22 protein-coding genes are annotated in these 25,578 nt (G+C 59.6%); 14 read left to right on the top strand and 8 right to left on the bottom strand.

All coding sequences use genetic code 11. The annotated features are described in order from the left end of the window. Positions 1-12 precede the first annotated feature (12 nt). The 4 genes from frr to rpsB form a co-directional block, all read right to left on the bottom strand. A complete protein-coding gene (gene frr / locus F8N43_RS09900) occupies positions 13-570 on the bottom strand; it encodes a ribosome recycling factor (protein ID WP_007907979.1) in 558 nt (185 codons plus the stop codon). Beyond that, positions 567-1,310, bottom strand: coding sequence for a UMP kinase (gene pyrH, locus F8N43_RS09895; protein ID WP_003172271.1), 744 nt, complete (start codon positions 1,308-1,310; stop codon positions 567-569). The genes frr and pyrH overlap by 4 nt, the downstream gene beginning before the upstream one ends. A gap of 208 nt (positions 1,311-1,518) precedes the next feature. Further along, positions 1,519-2,382, bottom strand: a complete 864-nt coding sequence (tsf, locus tag F8N43_RS09890) for a translation elongation factor Ts (RefSeq protein WP_150630815.1) — start codon at positions 2,380-2,382, stop codon at positions 1,519-1,521. Between the two features lie 193 nt (positions 2,383-2,575). Continuing rightward, on the bottom strand, positions 2,576-3,313 hold the full coding sequence (gene rpsB / locus F8N43_RS09885) for a 30S ribosomal protein S2 (protein ID WP_007907989.1): 738 nt from the start codon (positions 3,311-3,313) through the stop codon (positions 2,576-2,578). 373 nt (positions 3,314-3,686) lie between these two features. Here rpsB and map point away from each other — a divergent pair, with 373 nt between their 5' ends. The 3 genes from map (at position 3,687) to dapC (ending at position 8,513) form a co-directional block, all read left to right on the top strand. Beyond that, entirely contained in the window at positions 3,687-4,469 is a 783-nt protein-coding gene (map, locus tag F8N43_RS09880) for a type I methionyl aminopeptidase (RefSeq protein WP_150630816.1), read from the top strand. Positions 4,470-4,514: 45 nt separating this feature from the next. Further along, positions 4,515-7,217 (top strand): [protein-PII] uridylyltransferase, encoded by a 2,703-nt coding sequence (locus F8N43_RS09875; RefSeq protein ID WP_150630817.1) that lies wholly within the window; start codon positions 4,515-4,517, stop codon positions 7,215-7,217. A 96-nt stretch (positions 7,218-7,313) separates the two neighbouring features. After that, positions 7,314-8,513 (top strand): succinyldiaminopimelate transaminase, encoded by a 1,200-nt coding sequence (dapC, locus tag F8N43_RS09870; protein WP_150653690.1) that lies wholly within the window; start codon positions 7,314-7,316, stop codon positions 8,511-8,513. Between the two features lie 22 nt (positions 8,514-8,535). On the opposite strand, the gene F8N43_RS09865 is transcribed toward dapC, so the two are convergent. After that, entirely contained in the window at positions 8,536-10,167 is a 1,632-nt protein-coding gene (locus F8N43_RS09865) for a Na+/H+ antiporter (protein ID WP_150630819.1), read from the bottom strand. A 202-nt stretch (positions 10,168-10,369) separates the two neighbouring features. Here F8N43_RS09865 and F8N43_RS09860 point away from each other — a divergent pair, with 202 nt between their 5' ends. The 4 genes from F8N43_RS09860 (at position 10,370) to F8N43_RS09845 (ending at position 13,547) form a co-directional block, all read left to right on the top strand. Further along, positions 10,370-10,732, top strand: coding sequence for an ArsC family reductase (locus F8N43_RS09860; protein WP_150630820.1), 363 nt, complete (start codon positions 10,370-10,372; stop codon positions 10,730-10,732). 33 nt (positions 10,733-10,765) lie between these two features. Further along, positions 10,766-11,800 carry a 2,3,4,5-tetrahydropyridine-2,6-dicarboxylate N-succinyltransferase gene (gene dapD, locus F8N43_RS09855; RefSeq protein ID WP_150638906.1) on the top strand — a complete coding sequence of 345 codons (1,035 nt, stop codon included), beginning with the start codon at positions 10,766-10,768 and terminating at the stop codon, positions 11,798-11,800. A gap of 140 nt (positions 11,801-11,940) precedes the next feature. Next, positions 11,941-13,146 carry an aminotransferase class V-fold PLP-dependent enzyme gene (locus F8N43_RS09850; RefSeq protein WP_150638909.1) on the top strand — a complete coding sequence of 402 codons (1,206 nt, stop codon included), beginning with the start codon at positions 11,941-11,943 and terminating at the stop codon, positions 13,144-13,146. Then, positions 13,143-13,547 carry a SufE family protein gene (locus F8N43_RS09845; RefSeq protein WP_150630823.1) on the top strand — a complete coding sequence of 135 codons (405 nt, stop codon included), beginning with the start codon at positions 13,143-13,145 and terminating at the stop codon, positions 13,545-13,547. Before F8N43_RS09850 ends, F8N43_RS09845 begins: the two co-directional genes overlap by 4 nt. Before the next feature lie 91 nt (positions 13,548-13,638). Here the strand turns inward: F8N43_RS09845 and tcdA are convergent, their stop codons facing one another. Next, positions 13,639-14,451, bottom strand: a complete 813-nt coding sequence (gene tcdA / locus F8N43_RS09840; protein ID WP_191623655.1) for a tRNA cyclic N6-threonylcarbamoyladenosine(37) synthase TcdA — start codon at positions 14,449-14,451, stop codon at positions 13,639-13,641. A 219-nt stretch (positions 14,452-14,670) separates the two neighbouring features. On the opposite strand from tcdA, the gene F8N43_RS09835 reads away from it, so the two are divergent. The 4 genes from F8N43_RS09835 to F8N43_RS09820 all read left to right on the top strand — a co-directional run bounded on the left by F8N43_RS09835 (position 14,671) and on the right by F8N43_RS09820 (position 19,905). After that, the gene (locus F8N43_RS09835; protein ID WP_017336690.1) at positions 14,671-17,262 is read left to right on the top strand and encodes a glycosyltransferase; all 2,592 of its coding nucleotides are present in this window, start codon (positions 14,671-14,673) and stop codon (positions 17,260-17,262) included. A 226-nt stretch (positions 17,263-17,488) separates the two neighbouring features. After that, the gene (gene dapE, locus F8N43_RS09830; RefSeq protein ID WP_150630825.1) at positions 17,489-18,640 is read left to right on the top strand and encodes a succinyl-diaminopimelate desuccinylase; all 1,152 of its coding nucleotides are present in this window, start codon (positions 17,489-17,491) and stop codon (positions 18,638-18,640) included. Next, entirely contained in the window at positions 18,640-19,452 is an 813-nt protein-coding gene (locus F8N43_RS09825) for a putative RNA methyltransferase (protein ID WP_150630826.1), read from the top strand. Before dapE ends, F8N43_RS09825 begins: the two co-directional genes overlap by 1 nt. A 75-nt stretch (positions 19,453-19,527) precedes the next feature. After that, positions 19,528-19,905, top strand: coding sequence for a hypothetical protein (locus F8N43_RS09820; RefSeq protein ID WP_150630827.1), 378 nt, complete (start codon positions 19,528-19,530; stop codon positions 19,903-19,905). 134 nt (positions 19,906-20,039) lie between these two features. On the opposite strand, the gene F8N43_RS09810 is transcribed toward F8N43_RS09820, so the two are convergent. Then, the gene (locus tag F8N43_RS09810) at positions 20,040-20,249 is read right to left on the bottom strand and encodes a cold-shock protein (RefSeq protein ID WP_010462862.1); all 210 of its coding nucleotides are present in this window, start codon (positions 20,247-20,249) and stop codon (positions 20,040-20,042) included. 234 nt (positions 20,250-20,483) lie between these two features. Between F8N43_RS09810 and plsB the strand changes: the two genes are divergently transcribed. From plsB to F8N43_RS09795, 3 genes are read left to right on the top strand one after another with little or no spacing between them, the layout of a single operon-like run. Continuing rightward, complete coding sequence (plsB, locus tag F8N43_RS09805; RefSeq protein WP_150638911.1) at positions 20,484-22,985, top strand: glycerol-3-phosphate 1-O-acyltransferase PlsB; 2,502 nt, start codon at positions 20,484-20,486, stop codon at positions 22,983-22,985. 55 nt (positions 22,986-23,040) lie between these two features. Continuing rightward, positions 23,041-23,439, top strand: coding sequence for a YbaY family lipoprotein (locus F8N43_RS09800; protein ID WP_150653689.1), 399 nt, complete (start codon positions 23,041-23,043; stop codon positions 23,437-23,439). Positions 23,440-23,481: 42 nt separating this feature from the next. Next, positions 23,482-24,171, top strand: a complete 690-nt coding sequence (locus F8N43_RS09795; protein ID WP_084322255.1) for a DUF4197 domain-containing protein — start codon at positions 23,482-23,484, stop codon at positions 24,169-24,171. A gap of 48 nt (positions 24,172-24,219) precedes the next feature. Here the strand turns inward: F8N43_RS09795 and F8N43_RS09790 are convergent, their stop codons facing one another. Then, a complete protein-coding gene (locus tag F8N43_RS09790) occupies positions 24,220-25,566 on the bottom strand; it encodes a Fic family protein (protein WP_150653688.1) in 1,347 nt (448 codons plus the stop codon). Between the last annotated feature and the right edge of the window lie 12 nt (positions 25,567-25,578).

The raw sequence follows: 25,578 nt of genomic DNA, 5'->3' as shown, positions 1-25,578 counted from the left end.
AAAACGCGACCCTTATACGGCCATCAGGTCTTTTTCTTTCTGCGCCAAATTCGCGTCGATTTCAGCCACGTACTTTTTGGTCAGATCATCAATTTCGCCAGTGGCGCGACGCTCTTCGTCTTCACTGATTTCTTTTTCCTTGACCAGATCCTTGAGCTGGCTGTTCGCATCACGACGGATGTTGCGCACGGCAACACGGGCGTCTTCAGCAACATCGCGAGCCTGCTTGGTGAAGCCCTTACGGGTTTCTTCGGTCAGGGCCGGCATGGAGATCAGCAGCAGCTCACCCAGGTTGGTCGGGTTGAGGTTCAGACCCGCGCTACCGATGGCTTTGTCGACGGCACCGAGCATATTGCGCTCAAAGGCAACAACTTGCAGGGTACGGGCGTCTTTGACGGTGATGTTCGCTACCTGCTTGATCGGAGTGTCGGAACCGTAATACGGCACCATCACGCCTTCCAGAATGCTTGGGTGCGCCTGGCCAGTACGAATACGGCCGAAGTTGTGCGCCAGCGACTCCACGGATTTTTTCATGCGCTCTTGAGCGTCTTTCTTGATTTCGTTGATCATTGTTGGCCTTCCTCGATCAGGGTCCCTTCAGCGCCGCCATGCACGATGTTCAGCAGGGCGCCGGGCTTGTTCATGTTAAATACGCGCAACGGCATCTTGTGGTCGCGGCACAGGCAAATGGCCGTCAGGTCCATCACACCCAGCTTGCGATCCAGTACTTCATCGTAGGTCAGATGATCGAACTTCTCGGCATGCGGGTCTTTGAACGGGTCAGCGGTGTACACGCCATCGACCTTGGTCGCCTTGAGCACGACATCGGCATCGATTTCGATTGCTCGCAGGCAGGCCGCCGAATCCGTGGTGAAGAACGGATTGCCGGTACCGGCCGCGAAGATCACGACTTCCTTGGCATTCAGGTGGCGCATGGCTTTGCGGCGATCATAGTGATCAGTCACGCCAACCATGGAAATCGCCGACATCACGATGGCCGAGATATTGGCACGTTCCAGCGCGTCGCGCATGGCCAAGGCATTCATCACGGTGGCCAGCATGCCCATGTGGTCGCCGGTGACTCGATCCATGCCGGCCGCGCTCAGCGCTGCACCACGGAACAGGTTGCCGCCGCCGATCACCAGACCGACCTGAACGCCGATGCCGACCAGTTGGCCGACTTCCAGCGCCATGCGGTCCAGAACTTTCGGATCGATCCCGAACTCTTCCGAGCCCATCAGGGCCTCGCCGCTAAGCTTGAGTAGAATGCGTTTATAGCGAGCCTGATAACCACTGCCCTGCTGAGCCATTGCGAATCTCTCCTGCGGCGTATTTTAAAAATTCTTTGCGAGCTGTTTACAGCTGGCGTTCACTCTAGCTTGGCGCTGCTTCAGCGCCATCGGAACATGGCTTTGTAAGCCAGTTCCAAAGGGAAACCAATAAAAATTGGTGCCCCATCTGAAAAGAGGCTGCGCGCGTAAGCGGGCAGCCTCTTCAGGGCGACAGTTAAAAACCGTCTTATTGCTTGGCGGCAGCCAGCTGGGCAGCAACTTCTTCAGCGAAGTTGTCGACCGGCTTCTCGATGCCTTCGCCTACTTTGAAGTAGGTGAAAGAAACGATTTCAGCACCGGCTTTCTTGGCCAGTTCGCCAACCTTGATTTCAGGGTTCTTGACGAACGCCTGCTCAACCAGGCTTGCTTCAGCCAGGAACTTGCTGATACGGCCTTTGACCATGTTTTCAACAATGTTTTCTGGCTTGCCTTTGATTTTTTCTTCGTTCAGCTGCAGGAACACGGCTTTTTCGCGCTCGATAGCTTCAGCAGAAACTTCCGATGGCAGCAGGAACTCAGGGTTGCTGGCCGCTACGTGCATCGCGATGTCTTTGGCCAGCTCAACGCTGCCGCCTTTAAGGGCAACCACAACACCGATCTTGTTACCGTGCAGATAACCACCAACAACGTCACCTTCAACGCGTGCCAGGCGACGGATGTTGACGTTTTCGCCAACCTTGCCGACCAGTACCAGGCGAGCAGCTTCTTGAGCTTCGATCAGCGGAGCGACGTCAGTCAGCTTGTCGGCAAACGCCTTTTCAATGCTGGCAGCAACAAATGCCTTGAAGTCGTCCTGCAGAGCCAGGAAGTCGGTCTGCGAGTTCACTTCCAGCAGAACAGCGGACTTACCGTCTTCTTTCAGAGCGATAGCGCCTTCAGCAGCCACGTTGCCTGCTTTCTTGGCAGCCTTGATGGCGCCGGAAGCACGCATGTCATCAATGGCTTTTTCGATGTCGCCGCCAGCCTTGGTCAAGGCCTTTTTGCAGTCCATCATGCCTTCGCCAGTACGCTCGCGCAGTTCTTTGACCAACGCTGCAGTAATCTCTGCCATTTCAAAATTCCTCTTGGATAGGTTTTCAACCATTCCACCCGATCGAACGGGCGTTCAATTCTTCCCGAACCACCCTTGTTAGCAGCTGCAAGTTACAAACGCTGTAATTGCGCCACCAGACAAATGGTTTTCGAGGTGGCAAAAAGGGGGCCAAGCCCCCTTTTTGCTTACTGAGTCAACGCCAAGGCGTCAATTACTCAGCTGCAGCTGCCGGAGCTTCTTCAACGAACTGCTCGGTGCCGCCAGCAACGTGGTTGCGACCGCGGATTACAGCGTCAGCCATCGAACCCATGTACAGCTGGATAGCGCGGATTGCGTCATCGTTGCCTGGGATGATGTAGTCAACGCCTTCCGGGCTGCTGTTGGTATCGACTACGCCGATAACCGGGATGCCCAGCTTGTTGGCTTCGGTGATCGCGATGCGCTCGTGATCAACGTCGATAACGAACAGAGCGTCTGGCAGACCGCCCATGTCCTTGATACCACCCAGGGAACGATCGAGCTTCTCAAGATCACGAGTGCGCATCAGCGCTTCTTTCTTGGTCAGCTTGGCGAAAGTACCGTCTTCGGCTTGTACTTCAAGGTCACGCAGACGCTTGATGGAAGCACGGATGGTTTTGAAGTTGGTCAGCATGCCGCCCAACCAGCGGTGATCGACGTACGGCGAACCGCAACGTGCTGCTTCTTCAGCAACGATCTTGCCAGCGGAACGCTTGGTGCCGACGAACAGAATCTTGTTTTTGCCCTGGGCCAGACGCTCTACGAAAGTCAGAGCTTCGTTGAACATTGGCAGGGTTTTTTCAAGGTTGATGATGTGGATCTTGTTACGCGCGCCGAAAATGTATTTACCCATTTTCGGGTTCCAGTAACGGGTTTGGTGACCGAAGTGCACACCGGCCTTCAGCATATCGCGCATGTTGACTTGGGACATGATAGTTCCTTAATAAGTCGGGTTTGGCCTCCACGTATCCCAATGACCAACCAGCAGCATCAGCTGAAGGCACCCAGGTCATCGTGTCGACACGTGTGTGGATTTAAGCCTTTCGGGGTATCCCCGGAAAGCGGCGCATTTTATATCACAAGGCTGTAAAAAACGGAACCCGGATTCTCAATTCCTGACGCGTGCCTTTATCCGCACCCTTGGAATCGCTCAAGAATGCGCCTATCTATAGAGAGAAGCGATGTACAGAGGCTCAGATTTACGCTGCTCGTCTGTTAGAATCGCGTTTTTCAGGGCGGCGAAGATTGATCGCACACTGCCCATTTCGTTTTGACAAGCGCCATCGAGCGCAGAGAGAGCCTGTATGACCGTCACCCTCAAAACCCCGGAGGACATCGCAAAAATGCGTGTCGCCGGCAAACTGGCCGCCGATGTGCTGGAAATGATTGCTGAACATGTCAAGCCAGGCATCACCACCGAAGAGCTGGACCGCATCTGCCACGACTACATCGTCAACGTGCAGCAGGCCATCCCCGCCCCGCTCAACTACAAAGGCTACCCGAAGTCGATCTGCACCTCGATCAACCACGTGGTCTGCCACGGTATCCCGAACGAGAAGCCGCTGAAGGATGGCGACACGCTGAACATCGACGTCACTGTCATCAAGGACGGTTACCACGGCGACACCAGCCGCATGTTCCACGTCGGCACCGTGCCGGTCTGGGCCGAGCGCCTGTCGCAAGTGACACAGGAATGCATGTACAAGGCCATCGAAATCGTCAAACCCGGCTGCCGCTTGGGCGACATCGGTGAAGTGATCCAGAAGCATGCCGAAAAGAACGGTTTCTCGGTGGTTCGCGAGTTCTGCGGCCACGGCATTGGCAAGGTGTTTCACGAAGAGCCGCAGATCCTGCACTACGGCCGCGCCGGCACCGGCATGGAGCTGAAAGCGGGCATGACCTTCACCATCGAGCCGATGATCAACCAGGGCAAGGCCGACACCAAGGTGCTGGGCGATGGCTGGACCGCGATCACCAAGGACCGCAAGCTCTCGGCCCAGTGGGAACACACCCTGGTGGTGACCGACACCGGTTATGAGATCTTCACCCTGCGCAGCGACGACACCATCCCGCGCGTTTCGGCCTGATCCGCTCCGCACAGCTCTCAGCCTTATAGATAGGAAAGCCAATCGATGCCGCAGGTGGATCCCGAACTCTTCGACCGTGGCCAGTTCCAGGCTGAACTGGCCCTGAAGGCCAGCCCGATCGCGGCCTTCAAGAAGGCGATCCGCCAGGCTCGCGAGGTCCTTGACGGACGCTTTCGCAGCGGCCGGGAGATTCGCAGGCTGATCGAGGATCGCGCGTGGTTCGTCGATAACATCCTGCAAAAGGCCTGGGAGCAGTTCAACTGGAGCGAAGACGCCGACATCGCGCTGGTCGCGGTCGGCGGCTACGGTCGTGGTGAGTTGCATCCTTTCTCCGATATCGACCTGCTGATCCTGCTGGACAGCGCCGACCACGAAGTTTTCCGCGACTCCATCGAGCGTTTTCTGACGTTGTTGTGGGACATCGGCCTGGAAGTCGGTCAGAGCGTTCGCTCGGTCGACGAATGCGCCATTGAAGCCCGCGCCGACTTGACGGTTGTCACCAACCTGATGGAAAGCCGTACCATCTGCGGCCCCGAGCGTTTGCGCCAGCGCATGCTCGACGTCACCAGCACCGCGCACATGTGGCCGAGCAAGGACTTCTTCCTGGCCAAGCGCGCCGAGCAGAAAGCCCGCCACCACAAGTACAACGACACCGAATACAACCTGGAACCCAACGTCAAAGGCTCGCCCGGTGGACTACGGGATATTCAGACGATTCTGTGGGTCGCCCGTCGCGAATACGGCACCCTGAACCTGCGGGCACTGGCCGGCGAAGGTTTCCTGGTCGAGAGCGAAAACGCCCTGCTGGCTTCATCCCAGGAATTCCTGTGGAAAGTCCGCTACGCGCTGCACATGCTCGCCGGCCGCTCGGAAGACCGCTTGCTGTTCGACCACCAGCGCTCAATCGCCGGGCTGCTGGGTTTCGAAGGCGATGACGCCAAACAAGCCATCGAAAACTTCATGCAGCAGTATTACCGGGTGGTCATGAGCATCGCCCAGCTCAGCGACCTGATCATCCAGCACTTCGAGGAACTCATCCTCGCGCCGGAAGATGAAGCGCCGCCGCAGCCGATCAACTCGCGATTCCAGCTGCACGACGGGTACATCGAGGCGCGCAACGACAACGTATTCCGCCGCACACCGTTCGCCATGCTCGAAATCTTCGTGCTGATGGCCCAGCAACCGGAAATCAAAGGCGTGCGCGCCGACACCATTCGTCTGCTGCGGGAAAACCGGCACCTGATCGACGACGATTTCCGCAACGATATCCGCAACACCAGCCTGTTCATCGAACTGTTCAAGTGCAAGATCGGCATTCACCGTAACCTGCGGCGGATGAACCGTTACGGCATCCTCGGGCGTTATTTGCCGGAGTTCGGCTTCATTGTCGGGCAAATGCAGCACGACCTGTTTCACATCTATACGGTCGACGCACACACCCTGAACCTGATCAAGCACCTGCGTAAGTTGCAGTACACGCAAGTGTCGGAAAAATTCCCGCTGGCCAGCAAACTCATGGGCAAGCTGCCCAAGCCCGAGCTGATCTACCTGGCCGGGCTGTACCACGACATCGGCAAGGGCCGGCATGGCGATCACTCGGAAATCGGCGCAGTGGATGCCGAGGCCTTTTGCCAGCGTCACCAATTGCCGGTCTGGGACAGCCGCCTGATCGTCTGGCTGGTGCAGAACCACCTGGTGATGTCGACCACCGCCCAGCGCAAAGACTTGTCCGACCCGCAGGTGATCCACGATTTTGCGCAGATCGTCGGCGACGAAACCCGCCTTGATTACTTGTACGTACTGACCGTCGCCGACATCAACGCGACCAACCCGACGCTGTGGAATTCCTGGCGCGCCAGCCTGTTGCGCCAGCTCTACACCGAGACCAAGCGCGCCTTGCGCCGTGGCCTTGAGAACCCGGTTGATCGCGAAATGCAGATCCGCCAGACCCAAAGCGCCGCCCTCGATATTCTGGTGCGGGGCGGCAACGACCCGGACGACGTCGAACAATTGTGGTCGCAATTGGGTGATGATTATTTCCTGCGTCACACCGCCGGCGATGTGGCCTGGCACACCGACGCGATCCTGCAGCAGCCGGCCGACGGCGGGCCGCTGGTGCTGATCAAGGAAACCACCCAGCGCGAGTTCGAGGGCGGCACGCAGATCTTCATCTACGCACCGGACCAGCACGACTTCTTTGCCGTGACCGTGGCGGCGATGGATCAGTTGAACCTGAACATTCACGACGCCCGGGTCATCACGTCCAGCAGTCAGTTCACCCTCGACACCTACATCGTGCTCGACACCGACGGCGACTCGATCGGCGATAACCCGGCACGGGTCAAACAGATCCGCGAAGGCCTGACCGAAGCCCTGCGCAACCCGGACGATTACCCGACGATCATCCAGCGTCGCGTACCGCGCCAGCTCAAGCATTTCGCGTTTGCACCGCAGGTGACCATCCACAACGACGCCCAACGCCCCGTGACGGTGCTGGAACTCAGCGCCCCGGATCGCCCGGGCTTGCTGGCGCGGATCGGCACGATTTTCCTCGAGTTCGACCTGTCGTTGCAGAACGCCAAGATCGCCACGCTCGGTGAACGCGTGGAAGACGTGTTCTTCATTACCGACGCCAACAATCAACCGTTGTCCGACCCGCTGTTGTGCAGCCGTTTGCAGGATGCAATCGTCGAACAACTCAGCGTCAGCCAGGAACCCGATATCAAACTGTCGCGAATCAGTATCTGAATTAACAAATTTCCCCCTGTGGAGATCTGTCCTTTGCAGGAGCCGGCTTGCTGGCGCCTGCAAAGGGCAGGTCTCCACACCGAACGAGATCTACCGATGAACAACGCCCTGACCCAATTGCAGCCTTACCCGTTCGAGAAGCTCCGCGCCCTGCTCGGCAGCGTCACGCCAAATCCGGACAAGCGCGCTATCGCGTTGTCCATCGGCGAGCCGAAGCACCGTTCACCAAGCTTTGTCGCCGAAGCCCTGGCAAGCAATCTGGATCAGATGGCCGTTTATCCAACCACCCTCGGCATTCCAGCGCTGCGCGAAGCCATCGCCGCGTGGTGCGAGCGCCGTTTCGGCGTACCGAGCGGCTGGCTTGACCCGGCGCGCAACGTGCTACCGGTCAATGGCACCCGCGAAGCGCTGTTCGCATTCACCCAGACCGTGGTCAACCGTGGCGACGACGCCCTGGTGGTCAGCCCTAACCCGTTCTATCAGATCTATGAAGGTGCCGCGTTCCTCGCCGGGGCCAAGCCGCATTACCTGCCATGCCTGGACGAAAACGGCTTCAACCCGGATTTCGATGCCGTTGCGCCGGACATCTGGAAACGTTGCCAGATCCTCTTCCTGTGCTCGCCGGGCAACCCGACCGGCGCGCTGATCCCGGTCGAGACACTGAAAAAGCTGATCGCCCTGGCCGACGAATACGACTTCGTGATCGCGGCGGACGAGTGCTACAGCGAACTCTACTTCGACGAACAAACCCCGCCGCCCGGTCTGCTCAGCGCCTGCGTGGAACTGGGTCGCAAAGACTTCAAGCGCTGCGTCGTGTTCCACAGCCTGTCCAAACGCTCCAACCTGCCAGGCCTGCGTTCGGGATTTGTGGCCGGTGACGCCGACATTCTCAAGGGCTTCCTGCTCTACCGCACTTACCACGGCTGCGCGATGCCGGTTCAGACCCAACTGGCCAGCGTTGCCGCGTGGAATGACGAAGTACACGTGCGCGCCAACCGTGATCTGTACCGCGAAAAATATGATGCGGTGCTGGAAATCCTCAGCCCGGTCATGGACGTGCAGCGCCCGGATGGCGGTTTTTACCTGTGGCCGAACGTTGCCGGTGATGACGAGGCTTTCTGCCGGGATCTGTTCAAGGAAGAGCATGTGACAGTGGTGCCGGGCTCTTATCTGTCCCGTGAGGTCGACGGCGCCAATCCGGGTGCGGGCCGAGTGCGTCTGGCGCTGGTCGCCCCCTTGGCGGAGTGCGTGGAAGCGGCCGAACGCATTCGTGCCTTTATCCAGCGCCGCCAGTAAACGCAGGCCTGCAACGGCGGGGTTATTTCACTTGGCCGAGATTGGCCTCGCTTAAATCCAGTTCCCCCAGCACTTCGCGCAACACGTCATCACCGATCTGGTGATGACGACTGAGCTTGTACAGCTCCAGGCGCTGCGCTCGCAGAGCCTTCAATCGCAGACGCCGCTCCAGCAAATCCATCTGAAACGCCAGCGCCTGAGCCTCCGCCGAGTCGTTGAACACCTCCAACTGATGGCGATACTCGGACATGATTCGCGCCTTGAGCTCGGTGGCGAGCGCCGCCTGCGCCGCATCCTGAGGGTTGGCCTCTTCGGCTTCGAGCGCGTGAATGGCCGCTTCGGCGGTCTTGCGCCAGGCATCGCGCACTTCGCTGCGACGTTTGTCGTCAGGGCTTTTTTCGATGCCGCGCAGCAACAGGGGCAGCGCAATGCACGCGGCAATCAACGAAAGAAGAATCACCCCGGCGGCGATGAATATCAGCAGATCGCGCTCGGGAAACGGCTCGCCGCCCATCAGCATCGGCACCGACAGCACGCCCGCCAGCGTCACCGCCCCACGTACGCCGCCGACTGTCAGCAACCAGCAGGAGCGCGCCGTGGGTACTTGGGTCATTTCGCCTTTACCCCGCCAGCGGCGCAGCAACCCCGACAGCCGCCAGATGCTCTGCACCCACACAAACCTCAACACCAACAGGACCAGGAAAATCGCGATCACGTCGAGGCAGCGATACAGAAGCGTCGGCCACAAAGACGTTTCGTGACTGGCTACCGCTTTGATGATGTCCGGCAACTGCAATCCCAGCAGCAGGAAAATCAGGCCGTTGAATGCAAACTCCAGCAACGACCAGACGCTGCGATTGAGCAGTCGGGTGCTGGTCTGGCGCGGCAGTAGATCGAGCCAGCTCTGCATCATCCCCGCCGCCACGGCAGACAAAATGCCTGATGCGCCAAGTCGTTCGGCCAGCACGTAAGCCGCAAACGGCAGCAGCAACATGAAGACAACGTGCGTCGCCGGATCGTCCCAGCCTCGGGCGATCATCCATGAGCGCAAACGCCCGACCAACCAGCTAAGGGCCACACCGACAGCGAGGCCGCCGAGCGCCACCAACACAAACGTCACGCTGGCGTTGGCCAGGGAGAACACGCCGGTCACCGCTGCTGCCAGGGCGAACTTGAACGTCACCAGACCCGAGGCGTCATTCATCAACGCCTCGCCTTGCAGCATGTGCATCAGCGGCGTCGGCAAGCGGTTCTGCGAAATCGCCGAGACGGCCACGGCGTCCGTTGGCGACAACACCGCCGCCAGAGCAAAAGCCACCGGCAGCGGAATGCTCGGCAACAACCAATGGATGAAGTAACCCGCACCGACGACGGTAAACAGCACCAAACCGACCGCCAGGGTCAGGATCGGCCCACGCAACCGCCAAAATTCGCGCTTGGGCATACGCCAGCCGTCGGAGAACAGCAACGGCGGCAGGAACAAAAACAGAAACAACTCCGGGTCCAGTGCGACGTGCAACCCGAGCGTCGGCCAGGCCAGCAACGCGCCGGCACCGATTTGCACCAGCGGCAATGGCAACGGGATCACCCGTCCGACCAGGCGCGAAACGCTGACCAGCATCAACAGGATCAGGACGGTGTAGGCGGTTTGCATAAAGCTCGGTTCCCCGGCAATCGACAGCATCGAAGTGCCATATTAGCCGCTTACCCTACTGGTTGACCGCTGCACCAATGTCGCATCGCCTGGAAACCGCCCTCCTACAGAGTGACGAAACAACCAAGGCCGACGCGAAACCGTCTGGTCATGGCATAATCCTTCACCTTTTTTTTCCAGCACCTGCAAAGGGGGCAATTCCTTGACCGATTCAAGCAAAACGTTGCACCTTTTCGGCATCAAAGCCTGCGACACCATGAAAAAGGCGCGCACCTGGCTCGATGAACACGCTGTCCGCTATGACTTTCATGATTACAAAACGGCCGGAATCGACCGCGAACACCTGACCCAATGGTGCGACGAGCACGGCTGGCAAGTGGTGTTGAACCGTGCAGGCACGACCTTTCGCAAGCTCGACGACGAACGCAAAGCCGATCTCGACCAGCGTAAAGCCATCGAACTGATGCTCGCACAACCCTCGATGATCAAGCGCCCGGTGCTTGATCTCGGTGACCGAACCCTGATTGGCTTCAAGCCAGATATCTACGCGGCAGCGCTCAAGTAAGCCAGCCCGTTCAATTTTGTTAGAGGTATTTACATGTCCACTTCCGTATTCAGCCTGGCCTTTGGTGTCGGCACTCAAAACCGTCAGGGCGCATGGCTCGAAGTGTTCTACGCACAGCCGCTGCTCAACCCGTCGGCCGATCTGATCGCAGCCATCGCGCCGGTTCTGGGTTACACCGAAGGCAATCAGGCCATCGCGTTCAGCACTGCCCAGGCGTCGCAACTGGCTGAAGCACTCAAAGGTGTCGACGCAGCCCAGGCCGCCCTGCTGACCCGTCTGGCCGAGAGCCACAAGCCGCTGGTTGCAACCATTCTGGCCGAAGATGCGCCGCTGACTTCCACGCCTGAGGCTTACCTCAAGCTGCATTTGCTGTCCCACCGCCTGGTCAAGCCGCACGGCCTGAACCTGGCGGGCGTGTTCCCGCTGCTGCCGAACGTCGCGTGGACCAGCCAGGGCGCGATCGATCTGGCCGAACTGGCGGAACATCAACTGGAAGCCCGTCTGCGCGGCGAGCTGCTGGAAGTGTTCTCGGTCGACAAATTCCCGAAAATGACCGACTACGTAGTGCCGGCCGGCGTGCGTATCGCTGACGCAGCGCGTATCCGTCTGGGCGCTTACGTCGGCGAAGGCACCACCGTGATGCACGAAGGTTTCGTCAACTTCAACGCTGGCACCGAAGGCCCGGGCATGATCGAAGGCCGCGTTTCCGCTGGCGTGTTCGTCGGCAAGGGTTCGGACCTGGGCGGCGGTTGCTCGACCATGGGCACCCTGTCGGGCGGCGGCAACATTGTGATCAAGGTCGGCGAAGGCTGCCTGATCGGCGCCAACGCCGGTATCGGTATCCCGTTGGGCGACCGCAACACCGTTGAGTCGGGCCTGTACGTGACCGCCGGCACCAAAGTGGCGCTGCTGGACGAGAACAACAAGCTGGTCAAGGTCGTGAAGGCCCGTGAACTGGCCGGTCAACCTGACCTGCTGTTCCGCCGCAATTCGGAAACCGGTGCCGTGGAATGCAAAACCCACAAATCGGCCATCGAACTGAACGAAGCGCTGCACGCTCACAACTAAGCGTCACGGGCAACGAAACTGAACCTGTGGGAGCGGGCTTGCCCGCGAAGGGGCCCTTGAGGCCGTCAAAAGCTTCGCGGGCAAGCCCGCTCCCAAAAGGTCAGGCGCATATCCGCCCATGTTGACCAGGGCCGAACACCATGATGATTCCTTCTCCCTGGCGCGCCGATTTTCCGGCCATCGCCGCTCTGCAACGGCAAGACCAGACCTATCTGGACAACGCCGCCACCACACAAAAACCTCAAGCCCTGCTGGATGCCCTGGCGCATTACTACGCCAATGGCGCAGCCAACGTGCATCGGGCGCAACACTTGCCCGGCGCGCATGCAACCCAGGCGTTCGAGGACAGCCGCCGCAAAGCCGCCCACTGGCTGAATGCCGGTGATTGCGGGCAGATTATCTTTACCCACGGCGCCACCTCCGCGCTGAACCTCCTGGCCTATGGCCTGGAACACCTGTTCAATCCGGGCGACGAAATTGTCATCAGCGCTCTGGAGCATCACGCCAACCTGCTGCCATGGCAGCAACTGGCCCACCGTCGCGAGTTGAAGCTGGTGGTCCTGCCGCTGGATGTCGACGGCTTGATTGACCTCGATACCGCTGCGTCGCTGATCGGCCCGCAGACTCGCTTGCTGGCAGTCAGTCAGTTGTCCAACGTGCTGGGTGCCTGGCAGCCACTGCCCGCCTTGCTGGCGATGGCCAAGGCACACAGCGCATTGACCGTGGTCGATGGCGCCCAAGGTGTGGTCCATGGCCGACACGACGTACAAGTGCTGGGTTGCGACTTTTATGTGTTTTCCAGCCACAAGCTCTATGGCCCCGATGGCCTGGGGGTGTTGTTCGGCCGTCATGAGGCGCTCAAGCAACTGCGCCATTGGCAGTTCGGCGGCGAAATGGTGCTGGACGCAGATTACCAGCACGCACGCTTTCGCCCCGCGCCACTGGGGTTTGAGGCCGGTACACCGCCGATCTCCAGCGTGATTGGTCTTGGGGCGACGCTGGATTACCTCGTTGGCCTCGATCAGGACGCGGTCTCGGCTCATGAAGCCGCCCTGCATGACTATTTGTTGAAAGGCCTGGAAGCGCGCAACGGCATTCGGCTGCTGGGCAAACCGCAACTGGCGCTGGCGAGTTTTATCGTCGAGGGTGTGCATAACGCTGATCTGGCGCATTTGCTGACGGAACAAGGCATCGCGGTGCGCGCCGGGCATCATTGCGCCATGCCGCTGCTGAAAAGCTTTGAACTGGCCGGGGCGATTAGGGTGTCGTTGGCGCTTTACAACGATTCCGAGGATCTGGAGCGATTCTTTGAAGCGCTGGATCAAGCGTTGGAGTTGTTGCGATGAACTTGCCCGCTGATGCCGTCACGGCACTCGAAACCTTTCAGGCTGCCGCTGGCTGGGAACAACGGGCGCGACTGCTGATGCAATGGGGCGACCGTCTGCCCGTGTTGAGCGATGCGGATAAAGTCGATGCCAACCGCGTGCATGGCTGTGAAAGTCAGGTGTGGTTGGTGGGCTCGCTGGAAAACGCTCATTGGCAGTTTTCGGCGAGCAGCGATGCACGGTTGATTCGTGGGTTGGTGGCGTTGCTGCTGGCGCGGGTTAACGGGCTGTCGGCAGTTGAGTTGCGGCAGGTGGATTTGCCGGAGTGGTTCAATCAGCTTGGATTGAGTCGGCAACTGTCGCCTTCGCGCAGTAACGGCCTCAACGCCGTGCTCCAGCGAATGAATGAGTTGGCGGGTTAATCGCCTTCGCGAGCAGGCTCGCTCCCACAGGGGAACGCATTCCAATAACGTGGGAGCGAGCCTGCTCGCGAAGGGGCCATCACTCGCAATCTCAAACTTGAGGTTTAACCCGGTCCGCAGGGCGCCGCACACCCGCCACAATCTTATCCACAGCCTTGGTCGCCGCGACCATGCCAAACGTCGCCGTCACCATCATCACCGCACCAAACCCGCCGGCGCAGTCCAGTTTCACGCCATCCCCGACAAAACTCTTCTGCAGGCAAATGCTGCCATCCGGTTTCGGATAGCGCAGTTGCTCGGTGGAAAACACGCACGGCACGCTGTAATGACGGGTCACGGTGCGCGAGAAGTTGTAATCGCGGCGCAGGGTCGAGCGCACTTTCGAAGCCAGCGGATCATTGAACGTGCGGTTCAGGTCGCAGACCTGGATCAGCGTCGGGTCAATCTGCCCGCCCGCACCGCCGGTGGTGATTATCTGGATCTTGCGGCGCTTGCACCAGGCAATCAGCGCCGCTTTCGCGTTGACGCTGTCGATGCAGTCGATCACGCAATCGATGTTCGGCGTGATGTATTCGGCCATGGTGTCGCGGGTGACGAAATCTGCCACCGCGTGCACCGTGCAATCCGGGTTGATCCCGCGCAGGCGTTCGGCCATCACCTCGACCTTGGGTTTGCCGACGGTGCTGTCCAGCGCATGCAACTGACGGTTGGCGTTGCTGACGCAGACGTCGTCGAGGTCGAACAGCGAAATCTCGCCGACACCACACCGGGCGATGGCTTCCGCCGCCCAGGAGCCGACACCGCCGATGCCGACAATCGCCACGTGGGCCGCGCGCAAGCGCTCAAGCCCTTCGATGCCATACAAACGGGCGATGCCTGCAAACCGCGGATCTTCTGTGCTCATGACCAATACCCCAAAAACCGGCGCGCATTATAGGGCTACAAAGCAGCAAGTTTTAAGTTTCCAGTTACAAGTGTAAGAACTTATGTGAAACCGGATTGCCCAACGTCAGGCTTTTCCCTGTCCGCTGTACGCTCAGTGAAAGCACGGTGTAGGATGCGCGCCCCTTGGCACCATGCCGACCGTTCCTTCGTTCCACAGCCTTTGGAACCCGAAATAGCTATGTCATCGCGTAAATTTGGACTCAACCTGGTTGTGGTGCTCGCCATCGCAGCCTTGTTTACCGGCTTCTGGGCGCTGATCAATCGCCCGGTCACCGCCCCGAACTGGCCAGAACAGATCTCCGGCTTCTCGTACTCGCCGTTCCAGCAAGGCCAGTACCCGCAGAAAGAGCAGTACCCGACCGACGATCAAATGCGTCGCGATCTGGAGATCATGAGCAAGCTGACGGACAACATCCGTACATACTCGGTCGATGGCACCCTGGGCGACATTCCCAAGCTGGCTGAAGAGTTCGGCCTGCGGGTCACCCTCGGCATCTGGATCAGCCCGGACCTGGAACGCAACGAGCGGGAAATCACCCGGGCCATCGAAATCGCCAACTCCTCCCGCAGCGTGGTTCGCGTGGTGGTAGGCAACGAGGCGATTTTCCGTAAGGAAATTACCGCAGCGGAACTGAGTGTGATCCTTGATCGCGTCCGTGCCGCCGTGAAGGTGCCGGTCACCACGTCCGAGCAGTGGCACGTCTGGGAAGAGCATCCGGAACTGGCCAAGCACGTCGACCTGATTGCCGCGCACGTCCTGCCTTACTGGGAATACGTCCCGGTGGACAAGGCCGGTCAATTCGTCCTCGACCGCGCCCGCGACCTTAAAAAGATGTTCCCGAAAAAACCGCTGCTGCTCTCGGAGGTTGGCTGGCCGAGCAACGGCCGCATGCGTGGCGGCACCGATGCGAGCCCGGCGGATCAGGCGATCTACCTGCGCACGCTGGTGAACAAGCTCAACCGTCAGGGCTTCAACTACTTCGTGATCGAAGCGTTTGACCAACCGTGGAAGGCCAGTGACGAAGGCTCGGTAGGTGCGTATTGGGGCGTGTTCAACGCCGCGCGGCAGCAGAAATTCAACTTCGAAGGCCCGGTCGTCGCGATTCCGCAATGGCGCGTGCTGGCCATCGGTTCCGCAGTGCTGGCCTTGCTGTCCCTGACCTTGCTGATGATCGACGGCTCGGCCCTGCGTCAACGTGGCCGCACCTTCCTGACCTTTATCGCGTTCCTCTGCGGTTCGGTGCTGGTGTGGATCGGTTACGACTACAGCCAGCAATACAGCACCTGGTTCAGCCTGACCGTAGGATTTCTCCTCGCACTCGGCGCACTCGGGGTCTTTATCGTACTGCTGACCGAGGCGCATGAACTGGCCGAAGCGGTCTGGACCCACAAACGCCGGCGCGAATTCCTGCCGGTGGTGGGCGATTCGGACTACAGGCCAAAAGTCTCGATTCACGTCCCTTGCTACAACGAGCCGCCAGAGATGGTCAAACAGACCCTCAACGCCTTGGCCAACCTCGACTATCCGGACTTCGAAGTCCTGATCATCGACAACAACACCAAGGACCCGGCTGTCTGGGAACCGGTGCGCGATTACTGCGCAACCCTCGGCCCGCGCTTCAAGTTCTTCCACGTCGCACCGCTGGCCGGTTTCAAGGGCGGCGCGCTGAATTACCTGATTCCGCATACCGCCAAGGATGCCGAAGTGATTGCGGTGATCGATTCGGATTACTGCGTCGACCCGAACTGGCTCAAACACATGGTGCCGCACTTCGCCGATCCGAAAATCGCTGTGGTGCAGTCGCCGCAGGATTACCGCGACCAGAACGAAAGCACCTTCAAGAAGCTCTGCTATGCGGAATACAAAGGCTTCTTCCACATCGGTATGGTCACCCGTAATGACCGCGATGCGATCATCCAGCACGGCACCATGACCATGACCCGGCGCTCGGTGCTCGAGGAGCTGGGTTGGGCCGACTGGTGCATCTGTGAAGACGCCGAACTGGGTCTGCGCGTGTTCGAGAAAGGTTTGTCGGCGGCGTATTACCACACCAGCTACGGCAAAGGCCTGATGCCGGATACCTTTATCGACTTCAAGAAACAGCGTTTCCGCTGGGCCTACGGTGCGATTCAGATCATCAAGCGTCACACCGCCAGTTTGCTGCGCGGCAAGGACACCGAGCTGACCCGTGGCCAGCGCTACCACTTCCTCGCGGGCTGGTTGCCGTGGGTGGCGGATGGCATGAACATCTTCTTCACCGTCGGTGCGCTGTTGTGGTCGGCGGCGATGATCATCGTGCCGCAGCGAGTCGATCCACCGTTGCTGATTTTCGCGATCCCGCCATTGGCGCTGTTCGTGTTCAAGGTCGGCAAGATCATCTTCCTTTACCGTCGCGCCGTTGGCGTGAACCTCAAAGATGCATTCTGCGCCGCACTGGCCGGGCTGGCGTTGTCGCACACCATCGCCAAAGCGGTGTTGTACGGCTTCTTCACCAGCAGCATTCCGTTCTTCCGGACGCCGAAAAACGCCGATAACCACGGCTTCTGGGTGGCGATTTCGGAGGCGCGTGAAGAGGTGTTCATCATGTTGCTGTTGTGGGGCGCGGCGCTGGGGATCTTCCTGGTGAACGGGCTGCCGAGCAACGACATGCGCTTCTGGGTGATCATGTTGCTGGTGCAGTCGCTGCCGTACCTGGCAGCACTGATCATGGCGTTCCTGTCTTCGCTGCCGAAACCGGCAGTCGAAGCCGAAACGGCACCGGCAGTCTAAATCTTTGCAGATGCACTAAACGGCGGCCAATGGCCGCCGTTTTGCTTTAAGATAACCGCCATTTTGCAGGGCTTGGCGTGATATCCATCCCTGTGGGAGCGAGACCGGCTTGCCGGCGATGGCAATGTAACAATCACCATTTATGTTGACTGCCACACCGCCATCGCCAGCAGGCTGGCTCCCACATTTAGTCCGCGCCCACATTCATGATCTCCGGAGTTTTTCCATGACGGCCCACGCCGACCTTTCGCCGACCCTTCAACTCGCCATCGACCTGATCCGCCGTCCGTCCGTGACGCCGCTGGACGCCGATTGCCAGAAGCAGATGATGCAGCGCCTGGGCGATGCCGGTTTCACCCTGGAACCGATGCGCATCGAAGATGTGGATAACTTCTGGGCCACCCACGGTAAACACGATGGCCCGGTGCTGTGCTTCGCCGGTCACACCGACGTGGTCCCGACCGGCCCGGTAACGGCCTGGCAGATCGACCCGTTCAACGCGCTGATCGACGAACACGGCATGCTCTGCGGCCGTGGCGCGGCGGACATGAAAGGCAGCCTCGCCTCCATGACCGTGGCAGCCGAGCGTTTCGTCGCCGACTACCCGGATCACAAGGGCAAGGTCGCGTTCCTGATCACCAGCGATGAAGAGGGCCCGGCGCATCACGGCACCAAGGCGGTCGTCGAGCGCCTTGCAGCGCGAAAGGAACGCCTGGACTGGTGCATCGTCGGCGAACCGTCGAGCACCACGCTGGTGGGTGACGTGGTCAAGAACGGCCGTCGCGGTTCCCTTGGCGCCAAACTGACCGTACACGGTGTGCAGGGTCACGTGGCCTATCCGCACCTGGCCAAGAACCCGATCCACCTCGCCGCCCCGGCGCTGGCCGAACTGGCTGCCGAGCACTGGGACCATGGCAACGATTTCTTCCCGCCGACCAGTTTCCAGATTTCCAACGTGAATTCCGGTACCGGCGCGACCAACGTGATCCCGGGTGATCTGGTGGCGGTGTTCAACTTCCGCTTCTCCACCGAATCCACCGTCGAAGGCTTGCAGAAGCGCGTTGCCGACATCCTCGACAAGCATGGCCTGGACTGGCACATCGACTGGGCGCTGTCCGGCCTGCCGTTCCTCACCGAACCAGGCGCGTTGCTGGATGCCGTGGCGTCGAGCATCAAGGACATCACGGGGCGCGACACCAAGGCGTCCACCAGCGGTGGCACCTCCGACGGCCGCTTCATCGCGACCATGGGCACACAAGTGGTTGAACTGGGCCCGGTCAACGCGACGATCCACCAGGTCAATGAACGCGTACTGGCCGCCGACCTCGATGTGCTGACCGAAATCTACTACCAGACCCTGATCAAGTTGCTCGCCTGATGCTCGCCTGCCCGATCTGCAGCGAACCGCTGAACGCGGTGGACAACGGCGTGGCCTGCCCCGCCGGGCATCGTTTTGACCGCGCGCGCCAGGGTTACCTGAACCTGTTGCCGGTGCAGCACAAAAACAGCCGCGACCCTGGGGATAACCTGGCGATGGTCGAAGCCCGTCGCGATTTCCTGAACGCCGGCCACTATGCGCCGGTGGCCAAGCGACTGGCAGAACTGGCAGCGCAATACGCGCCGCAGCGCTGGCTCGACATCGGTTGTGGCGAGGGTTACTACACCGCGCAAATCGCCGAAGCCTTGCCGAATGCCGACGGTTACGCGCTGGACATCTCCCGGGAAGCGGTCAAACGCGCCTGCAAACGCAACCCGCAGCTGACCTGGTTGATCGCCAGCATGGCGCGGGTGCCGTTGGCGTCTGGCAGTTGCCAGTTTCTTGCCAGCGTCTTCAGCCCGCTGGACTGGGAAGAAGCCAAGCGCTTGCTCAGCCCCGGCGGCGGCTTGATGAAAGTCGGGCCGACCAGCGGCCATCTGATGGAATTGCGCGAACGGCTCTACGATGAAGTGCGCGAGTACACCGACGACAAGCATCTGGCCTTGGTGCCGGAAGGCATGGCGCTGCAACACAGTGAAACCCTGGAGTTCAAACTGACGCTTTCAAATGGTCAGGATCGCGCCAACCTGTTGGCCATGACACCCCACGGCTGGCGCGCCAGTGCCGAACGCCGGACAGCGGTCATCGAGCAGGCCGAGCCGTTCGAGGTCACCGTTTCGATGCGCTACGATTACTTTGTTCTTCAATCTTAATTTTTGGTCTTGAGCAACAGCTTGAGGCCGGCTAAATCCGCGAATGGATTTTTCAGACCCGCAGTGAGGACATCCATGCGCCAACCCGATATCGAGATTTACCTGAAAGACGCCGACGTCGACTACAAGGCCGTTGCCACGTGGCTCGGCGAAGCTTTGGGCCCGTGCACCGACTGGGTTCAGAAAGGTCAGACCTACAAGTGCAAGGCCGGTAGCGTGCCGGTGACCTGGCTGCCGAAAGCTGTAGGAAAATGGAACAGCTTGTACCTGGAAAGCGACCAGACCCCGTGGGAAGACGACATCGCCTGCGCCCGCGCCGCGTTTGCCGCGCTGAACGTCGAAGTGCGTTGTGCGCCGGGCAGTTGGGTCGAGGAAGAAGGTGAAGAGACAGCGGATCGCTGGATGCGCATCAGTGCCGATGGCGAAGAAGAGATCACCTGGAAAACCGCTTAAGACAGTACACAAAACCTGTGGGAGCGAGCTTGCTCGCGATGGGGGCGTGTCAGTCGACATCAACTGTGGCTGACACACCGCAATCGCGAGCAAGCTCGCTCCCACAGTGGTCTTTGGTGTTCTGAAGAGTGGGTTTACAGCCCCACCACATCCTCAGCCTGCAAGCCTTTCTCGCCGGTCACCACGGCATATTCAACCTGCTGACCTTCAGCCAGCGAGCGGTGCCCTTCGCCGCGAATCGCGCGGTAGTGCACGAACACGTCCACCCCGTCTTCGCGTTGAATAAAGCCATAACCCTTGGCGTCGTTGAACCACTTCACATTGCCGGTTTCGCGCGTTGCCATCTGTTCATACTCCTTTTTTATTATTGATCGGGCTTTTCGCAGGAAAGCCTCGGGAACATTGCTTGCACTGATCGGTGCCACTGTCTGGCCAGTGCGGGCTCGCCGAGTATATGACAGGCATGAAAACTCTCAACTCACTTTACTTAGGCGCTTTTTTGCCGATTTTCGCCTAATCCGGCACACTATCGACCGCCCGAGCAAACGCTCGGTTTTATTCACTCACGCAGAAGCCGTATGACCCGTTCCCCGTTCCGCCGTCTTGTGTTTGGCACCCTGCGCCGACTGCTCTATCTCTGGGTTCGCTCAGAGACGATCAATCAGTCGTCGTTCACCCTCAACCTCGACCGCAGCCGACCGGTGTTCTATGTCCTGCAAAACCCTTCGCTGACCGACCTCGCCGTGGTCGACACCGAATGCAGCAAGGCGGGCCTGCCGCGCCCGGTGCTGCCGGTGTCTGTCGGCAACCTGCTGGAACCCGCCGCGTTCTTTTACCTGACACCGGAGCCCGACTGGCTCGGCCGCCAGGACAAACGCGGCGCGCCGCCGACCCTGACCCGCCTGGTCAGCGCCCTGAGTCAGAATGCCGCCGAAGACGCGCAGATCATTCCGGTCAGCGTGTTCTGGGGCCAGTCGCCGGACAGCGAGTCAAGCCCGTGGAAACTGCTGTTCGCCGACAGCTGGGCGGTTACCGGGCGCCTGCGGCGCTTGCTGAGCATCATCGTGCTGGGACGCAAGACCCGCGTGCAGTTCTCCGCGCCGATCCACTTGCGCGAACTGATCGACCACAACAAGGGCCACGAGCGCACCGTGCGCATGGCCCAGCGCATCTTGCGGGTGCACTTCCGCAACCTCAAAGCCGCCGTGATCGGCCCGGACATTTCCCACCGCCGCAACCTGGTCAAAGGCCTGCTGAATCAGCCGCTGGTCAAGCAAGCGATCCTCGATGAAGCCGAGCGCGAAAACATCTCCCCGGAGAAAGCCAAGGCCCAGGCCCTGCGCTACGGCAACGAAATCGCCTCGGACTACACCTACACCGCGATTCGCTTTCTGGAAGTGGTGCTGAGCTGGTTCTGGAACAAGATTTACGACGGGATCAAGGTCAACCACATCGAAGGCGTGCAGAAAGTCGCCCAAGGTCACGAAGTGATCTACGTGCCGTGCCATCGCAGCCACATCGACTACCTGCTGCTTTCGTACCTGCTGTTCCGCAATGGCCTGACCCCGCCGCACATCGCCGCCGGGATCAACCTCAACATGCCGGTGATCGGCAGCCTGCTGCGCCGTGGCGGCGCGTTCTTCATGCGCCGCACGTTCAAGGGCAACCCGCTGTACACCTCGGTGTTCAACGAATACCTGCACACCCTGTTCACCAAAGGCTTTCCGGTCGAGTACTTCGTAGAGGGCGGCCGCTCGCGCACCGGACGCATGCTGCAACCGAAAACCGGGATGCTCGCGATCACCCTGCGCAGCTTCCTGCGTTCGTCGCGCATGCCGATCGTGTTCGTGCCGGTCTACATCGGCTACGAGCGCGTGCTTGAAGGCCGGACTTACCTCGGTGAACTGCGCGGCGCGAGCAAAAAGAAAGAATCGATCTTCGACATCTTCAAAGTCATCGGCGCGCTCAAGCAGCGCTTCGGTCAAGTGGCGGTGAACTTCGGCGAGCCGATCAAACTGGCGGAATTCCTCGACAGCGAGCAGCCGGACTGGCGTCAACAGGAACTCAGCCCGCAGTTCAAACCGGCGTGGCTCAACGAAACCACCAACCGCCTCGGCGAGAAAGTCGCGCAGCACCTGAACGAAGCAGCGGCGATCAACCCGGTCAACCTCGTGGCGTTGGCATTGCTGTCCACCAGCCGCCTCGCGCTGGATGATCGGGCCATGGCGCGGGTGCTCGATCTGTATCTGGCGCTGTTGCGCAAGGTTCCGTACTCGCCACACACCACGCTGCCGGAAGGTGACGGGCGCGCGTTGATCGAGCATGTGAAGGACATGGACCTGTTGTCCGAGCAGAGCGATGCGCTGGGCAAAATTCTGTACCTGGACGAGCAAAACGCCGTCCTGATGACCTACTACCGCAACAACGTGCTGCACATTTTCGCGTTGCCGGCGCTGCTGGCGAGCTTCTTCCAGAGCGCCTCACGCATGAGCCGTGAGCAGATCCTGCGCTACACCCGCGCGCTGTATCCGTACCTGCAATCGGAGCTGTTCATTCGCTGGTCGCTGGACGAACTGGATGCAGTGATTGATCAATGGCTCGAAGCGTTCGTCGAGCAAGGCCTGTTGCGTTTCGAGAACGACGTTTATCTGCGCCCGGCGCCAAGTTCGCGGCATTTCGTGCTGCTGACGCTGCTGTCGAAGAGCATCGCCCAGACCTTGCAGCGCTTCTACATGACGGTTTCCCTGCTGCTCAACAGCGGCCAGAACAGCATCAGCGCCGAAGAGCTGGAGGACCTGTGCACGGTGATGGCCCAGCGCCTGTCGATCCTGCATGGCCTGAACGCCCCGGAGTTTTTCGACAAGAGCCTGTTCCGCCACTTCATCCAGACGATGCTCGACCTCGACGTGCTCAAGCGCGACGAAGCGGGCAAGTTGAGCTATCACGAACTGCTCGGTGAACTGGCCGAAGGCGCGGCGAAACGGGTATTGCCGGCGGAGATTCGTTTGTCGATCCGTCAGGTGGCGTTGCATCGCAGTGAAGATGCGGCGGATCTGGCCCCCACACAACCCGAGAACTAACGCAAAACTCTGCGGGAGCGAGCCGGCTCGCTCCCGCATCAAGTGGAGATGTACGATGAAAAAACTCACTCTATTGGCCATGACCGCTTTGCTCGGCGCCTGCCAATCGATGCAACCCGCCGCCAAAACCAGCCTTGATGGCGAAGTCTTCTACCTCCAGCGCATCGCCCTGCCGCCGACCGCCATCCTGAGCGTCAGCTTGCAGGACGTGTCTCTGGCCGATGCCCCCGCCGTGGTCCTCGACGAACAGAAAGGCCCCGTCAAGGGTCAGGTGCCATTACCCTTTCATCTGAGCTACGATCCGGCTCAGGTCAAACCGGGCCATCGTTATTCAGTCAGCGCGCGCATCGAGTTGGATGGCAAGCTGATGTTCATCACCACCGAACATCACGCCGTGCAGCTGGATGGCAGCGATCCGCAGCCACTGAAAATCCGCGTAGACGCAGCCCGTTAATTCTATTTTTTTGAACACTTTTTTATGAACAAGGAAGCCGCCATGTTCCGCCCTACCCTTCGCTTCGCCGGCCTCTGCGCAGGCTTGATGATTTCCGCCAGCGCCATGGCGCTGTCGCTCAGTGACCTGTCACAAAAAGACGCCACCGGCGGCCTCAAGGATGCCCTGACCCAAGGTGCGCAACTGGCTGTGAAACAACTCGGTACACCGGGCGGGTTCAGCAACAACCCGGACGTGAAAATCGAACTGCCGGGCAAGCTGGGCAAGGTCGCCAGCAAGATGAAGCAGTTCGGCATGGGTGACCAGGTGGATCAACTGGAAACCAGCATGAACAAAGCGGCTGAAACCGCCGTGACCCAGGCCCAGCCGATCCTTGTGGATGCAGTGAAGAAAATGAGCGTGGAGGATGCCAAAGGGATTCTCAGCGGCGGTAACGATTCGGCCACTCAATACCTGAATAAAACCAGCCGCGAACAGATCCGCGCCAAGTTCCTGCCAATCGTCAAGCAAGCCACCGACCAGGTAGGTCTGGCCAAGCAGTACAACTCGTTCGCCGGGCAAGCCGCGACCATGGGCGTGATCGATACAAAAAATGCCAACATCGAAAGCTACGTCACCGAGCAGGCACTGAACGGTCTGTTCGAGATGATCGGCAAACAGGAAGAAACCATTCGCAAGAATCCGGCGGCTGCGGCGACCAGTCTGGCGAAGAAGGTGTTTGGTACGCTTTAAGCCTCAAGACCGAGCCTGTGGGAGCGAGCCTGCTCGCTCCCACAGGAATCAGCTCGTCGATCCAGCCCGTAGAAAGAACACCCATTCGCGCCCCATCTTCCTCTTCTCGAACACGTTCATCTCGACCAACCCGTTCAGGGTGGCCGATGCCGTGTTGTAAGAGCAATCCAGATTTTCCTTTACATTGACCGCCGTAAATTCCTTGGCCATCCCACTCTTGGCCACTTGAAATACGGCACGCTGCTTCTCGGTCAATTGCTCAAAAAAACCGGACTCCAACAACCAGCGGTCAAAGCTGTCGGCATACGCCAGACTTTTCCGATAAGCCTCGGTAAAACCCCTGACAGCCCGCAGGATGACCGCACACTGAAAGTCGATGAAATACGTCAGATCGAGGTCATCGGTTTCAGTGTTCAGATAAGACCGCCCGTATTTCACCGGCGCGTTACGCAGCAAAATGCTGATCGCAATGTAGCGAAAGGCCGAGAAGTCATTCTTGAACATGAACCAGTAAAACAGCGCCCGTGCGACCCGGCCATTACCATCACGGAAAGGATGCTCATAGCCCAAGGCAAAATGCAGCGCGATGCCTTTGATCAGTGGGTGAAGGTACTCCGCATGCTCGGGATCGTTGTGCGGCTGGTTGATCCACTTCGACAGCAATTGCAATCGTGACAGCACCCCGGCGGCAGGAGGAGGCGTATGAACGGTGTTGCCTTCGCCGTCCTGCACCACCACGTCATCGTTGTCCCTGAACTGCCCCGGCGAGTACTGAGCATCATCGATGCCCTCGACGCCAACCCGGTGCATGGATGAAATCAGCTCGACACTCAGCGGTTCACAACGCTTTTCCCAGGCGAAGTTCATCATCTTGAAATTGCCGATCACCATTCGCTCGTCCGGTGTGCGTGGCAGGCGTTTGCGCTTGAGCATGTCCTTGGCCACCTGCGTTGTGGTCGCCGCACCTTCGAGCTGACTGCTGCTGATCGCCTCGTCTTCGATCAGATCGTTGAGCAGATAGCTGAAGTGCGCATGCTCGCCAATCTGACTGGTCATGAATTCCAGCGCGGCCGTAGTCGCTTGTCGATCGACGGCGGAGATCGCTTTTTGCGCCAGCGGCGTGAGCACGAAGTTGCCCCACTGAAGCGGTTCGCCCAGTGGCAGAAGGCTTGAGTACTGAGCAATCCGGGCTTTCTTGACCAGCGCCCAGCACAGGCTCGAATCCAGCCCCGGCGCCCAGCGGTAACGCAACTCGCCGAAAGGTCGATAGCGCCCTTGATCATCCAGCGGTTTGAGCAGGGCGAGGTAGTCCGAAAGCCGCTCTTTGTGGGGTGACTTGCCCAACAGGTCGAAAACCGGATCGGTCCGCCCCTTCAGCATCGGTGGTTTTTTCATTATTGCTGTCTC

This window comes from Pseudomonas fluorescens, assembly GCF_902498065.1.
Taxonomy (GTDB): domain Bacteria; phylum Pseudomonadota; class Gammaproteobacteria; order Pseudomonadales; family Pseudomonadaceae; genus Aquipseudomonas; species Aquipseudomonas fluorescens_BJ.
This window is presented reverse-complemented; position numbering and strand designations above follow the sequence as displayed.

Coding starts and splice junctions, on each gene's coding strand:
- dapC (WP_150653690.1), top strand. CDS start 7,314: ATGAACAACGCCCTGACCCAATTGCAGCCTTACCCGTTCGAGAAGCTC.
- dapE (WP_150630825.1), top strand. CDS start 17,489: ATGACGGCCCACGCCGACCTTTCGCCGACCCTTCAACTCGCCATCGAC.
- F8N43_RS09875 (WP_150630817.1), top strand. CDS start 4,515: ATGCCGCAGGTGGATCCCGAACTCTTCGACCGTGGCCAGTTCCAGGCT.
- rpsB (WP_007907989.1), bottom strand. CDS start 3,313: ATGTCCCAAGTCAACATGCGCGATATGCTGAAGGCCGGTGTGCACTTC.
- F8N43_RS09865 (WP_150630819.1), bottom strand. CDS start 10,167: ATGCAAACCGCCTACACCGTCCTGATCCTGTTGATGCTGGTCAGCGTT.
- map (WP_150630816.1), top strand. CDS start 3,687: ATGACCGTCACCCTCAAAACCCCGGAGGACATCGCAAAAATGCGTGTC.
- tsf (WP_150630815.1), bottom strand. CDS start 2,382: ATGGCAGAGATTACTGCAGCGTTGGTCAAAGAACTGCGCGAGCGTACT.
- F8N43_RS09795 (WP_084322255.1), top strand. CDS start 23,482: ATGTTCCGCCCTACCCTTCGCTTCGCCGGCCTCTGCGCAGGCTTGATG.
- F8N43_RS09835 (WP_017336690.1), top strand. CDS start 14,671: ATGTCATCGCGTAAATTTGGACTCAACCTGGTTGTGGTGCTCGCCATC.
- plsB (WP_150638911.1), top strand. CDS start 20,484: ATGACCCGTTCCCCGTTCCGCCGTCTTGTGTTTGGCACCCTGCGCCGA.
- F8N43_RS09810 (WP_010462862.1), bottom strand. CDS start 20,249: ATGGCAACGCGCGAAACCGGCAATGTGAAGTGGTTCAACGACGCCAAG.
- tcdA (WP_191623655.1), bottom strand. CDS start 14,451: ATGAGCACAGAAGATCCGCGGTTTGCAGGCATCGCCCGTTTGTATGGC.
- F8N43_RS09825 (WP_150630826.1), top strand. CDS start 18,640: ATGCTCGCCTGCCCGATCTGCAGCGAACCGCTGAACGCGGTGGACAAC.
- F8N43_RS09820 (WP_150630827.1), top strand. CDS start 19,528: ATGCGCCAACCCGATATCGAGATTTACCTGAAAGACGCCGACGTCGAC.
- dapD (WP_150638906.1), top strand. CDS start 10,766: ATGTCCACTTCCGTATTCAGCCTGGCCTTTGGTGTCGGCACTCAAAAC.
- F8N43_RS09790 (WP_150653688.1), bottom strand. CDS start 25,566: ATGAAAAAACCACCGATGCTGAAGGGGCGGACCGATCCGGTTTTCGAC.
- F8N43_RS09845 (WP_150630823.1), top strand. CDS start 13,143: ATGAACTTGCCCGCTGATGCCGTCACGGCACTCGAAACCTTTCAGGCT.
- F8N43_RS09800 (WP_150653689.1), top strand. CDS start 23,041: ATGAAAAAACTCACTCTATTGGCCATGACCGCTTTGCTCGGCGCCTGC.
- frr (WP_007907979.1), bottom strand. CDS start 570: ATGATCAACGAAATCAAGAAAGACGCTCAAGAGCGCATGAAAAAATCC.
- pyrH (WP_003172271.1), bottom strand. CDS start 1,310: ATGGCTCAGCAGGGCAGTGGTTATCAGGCTCGCTATAAACGCATTCTA.
- F8N43_RS09850 (WP_150638909.1), top strand. CDS start 11,941: ATGATGATTCCTTCTCCCTGGCGCGCCGATTTTCCGGCCATCGCCGCT.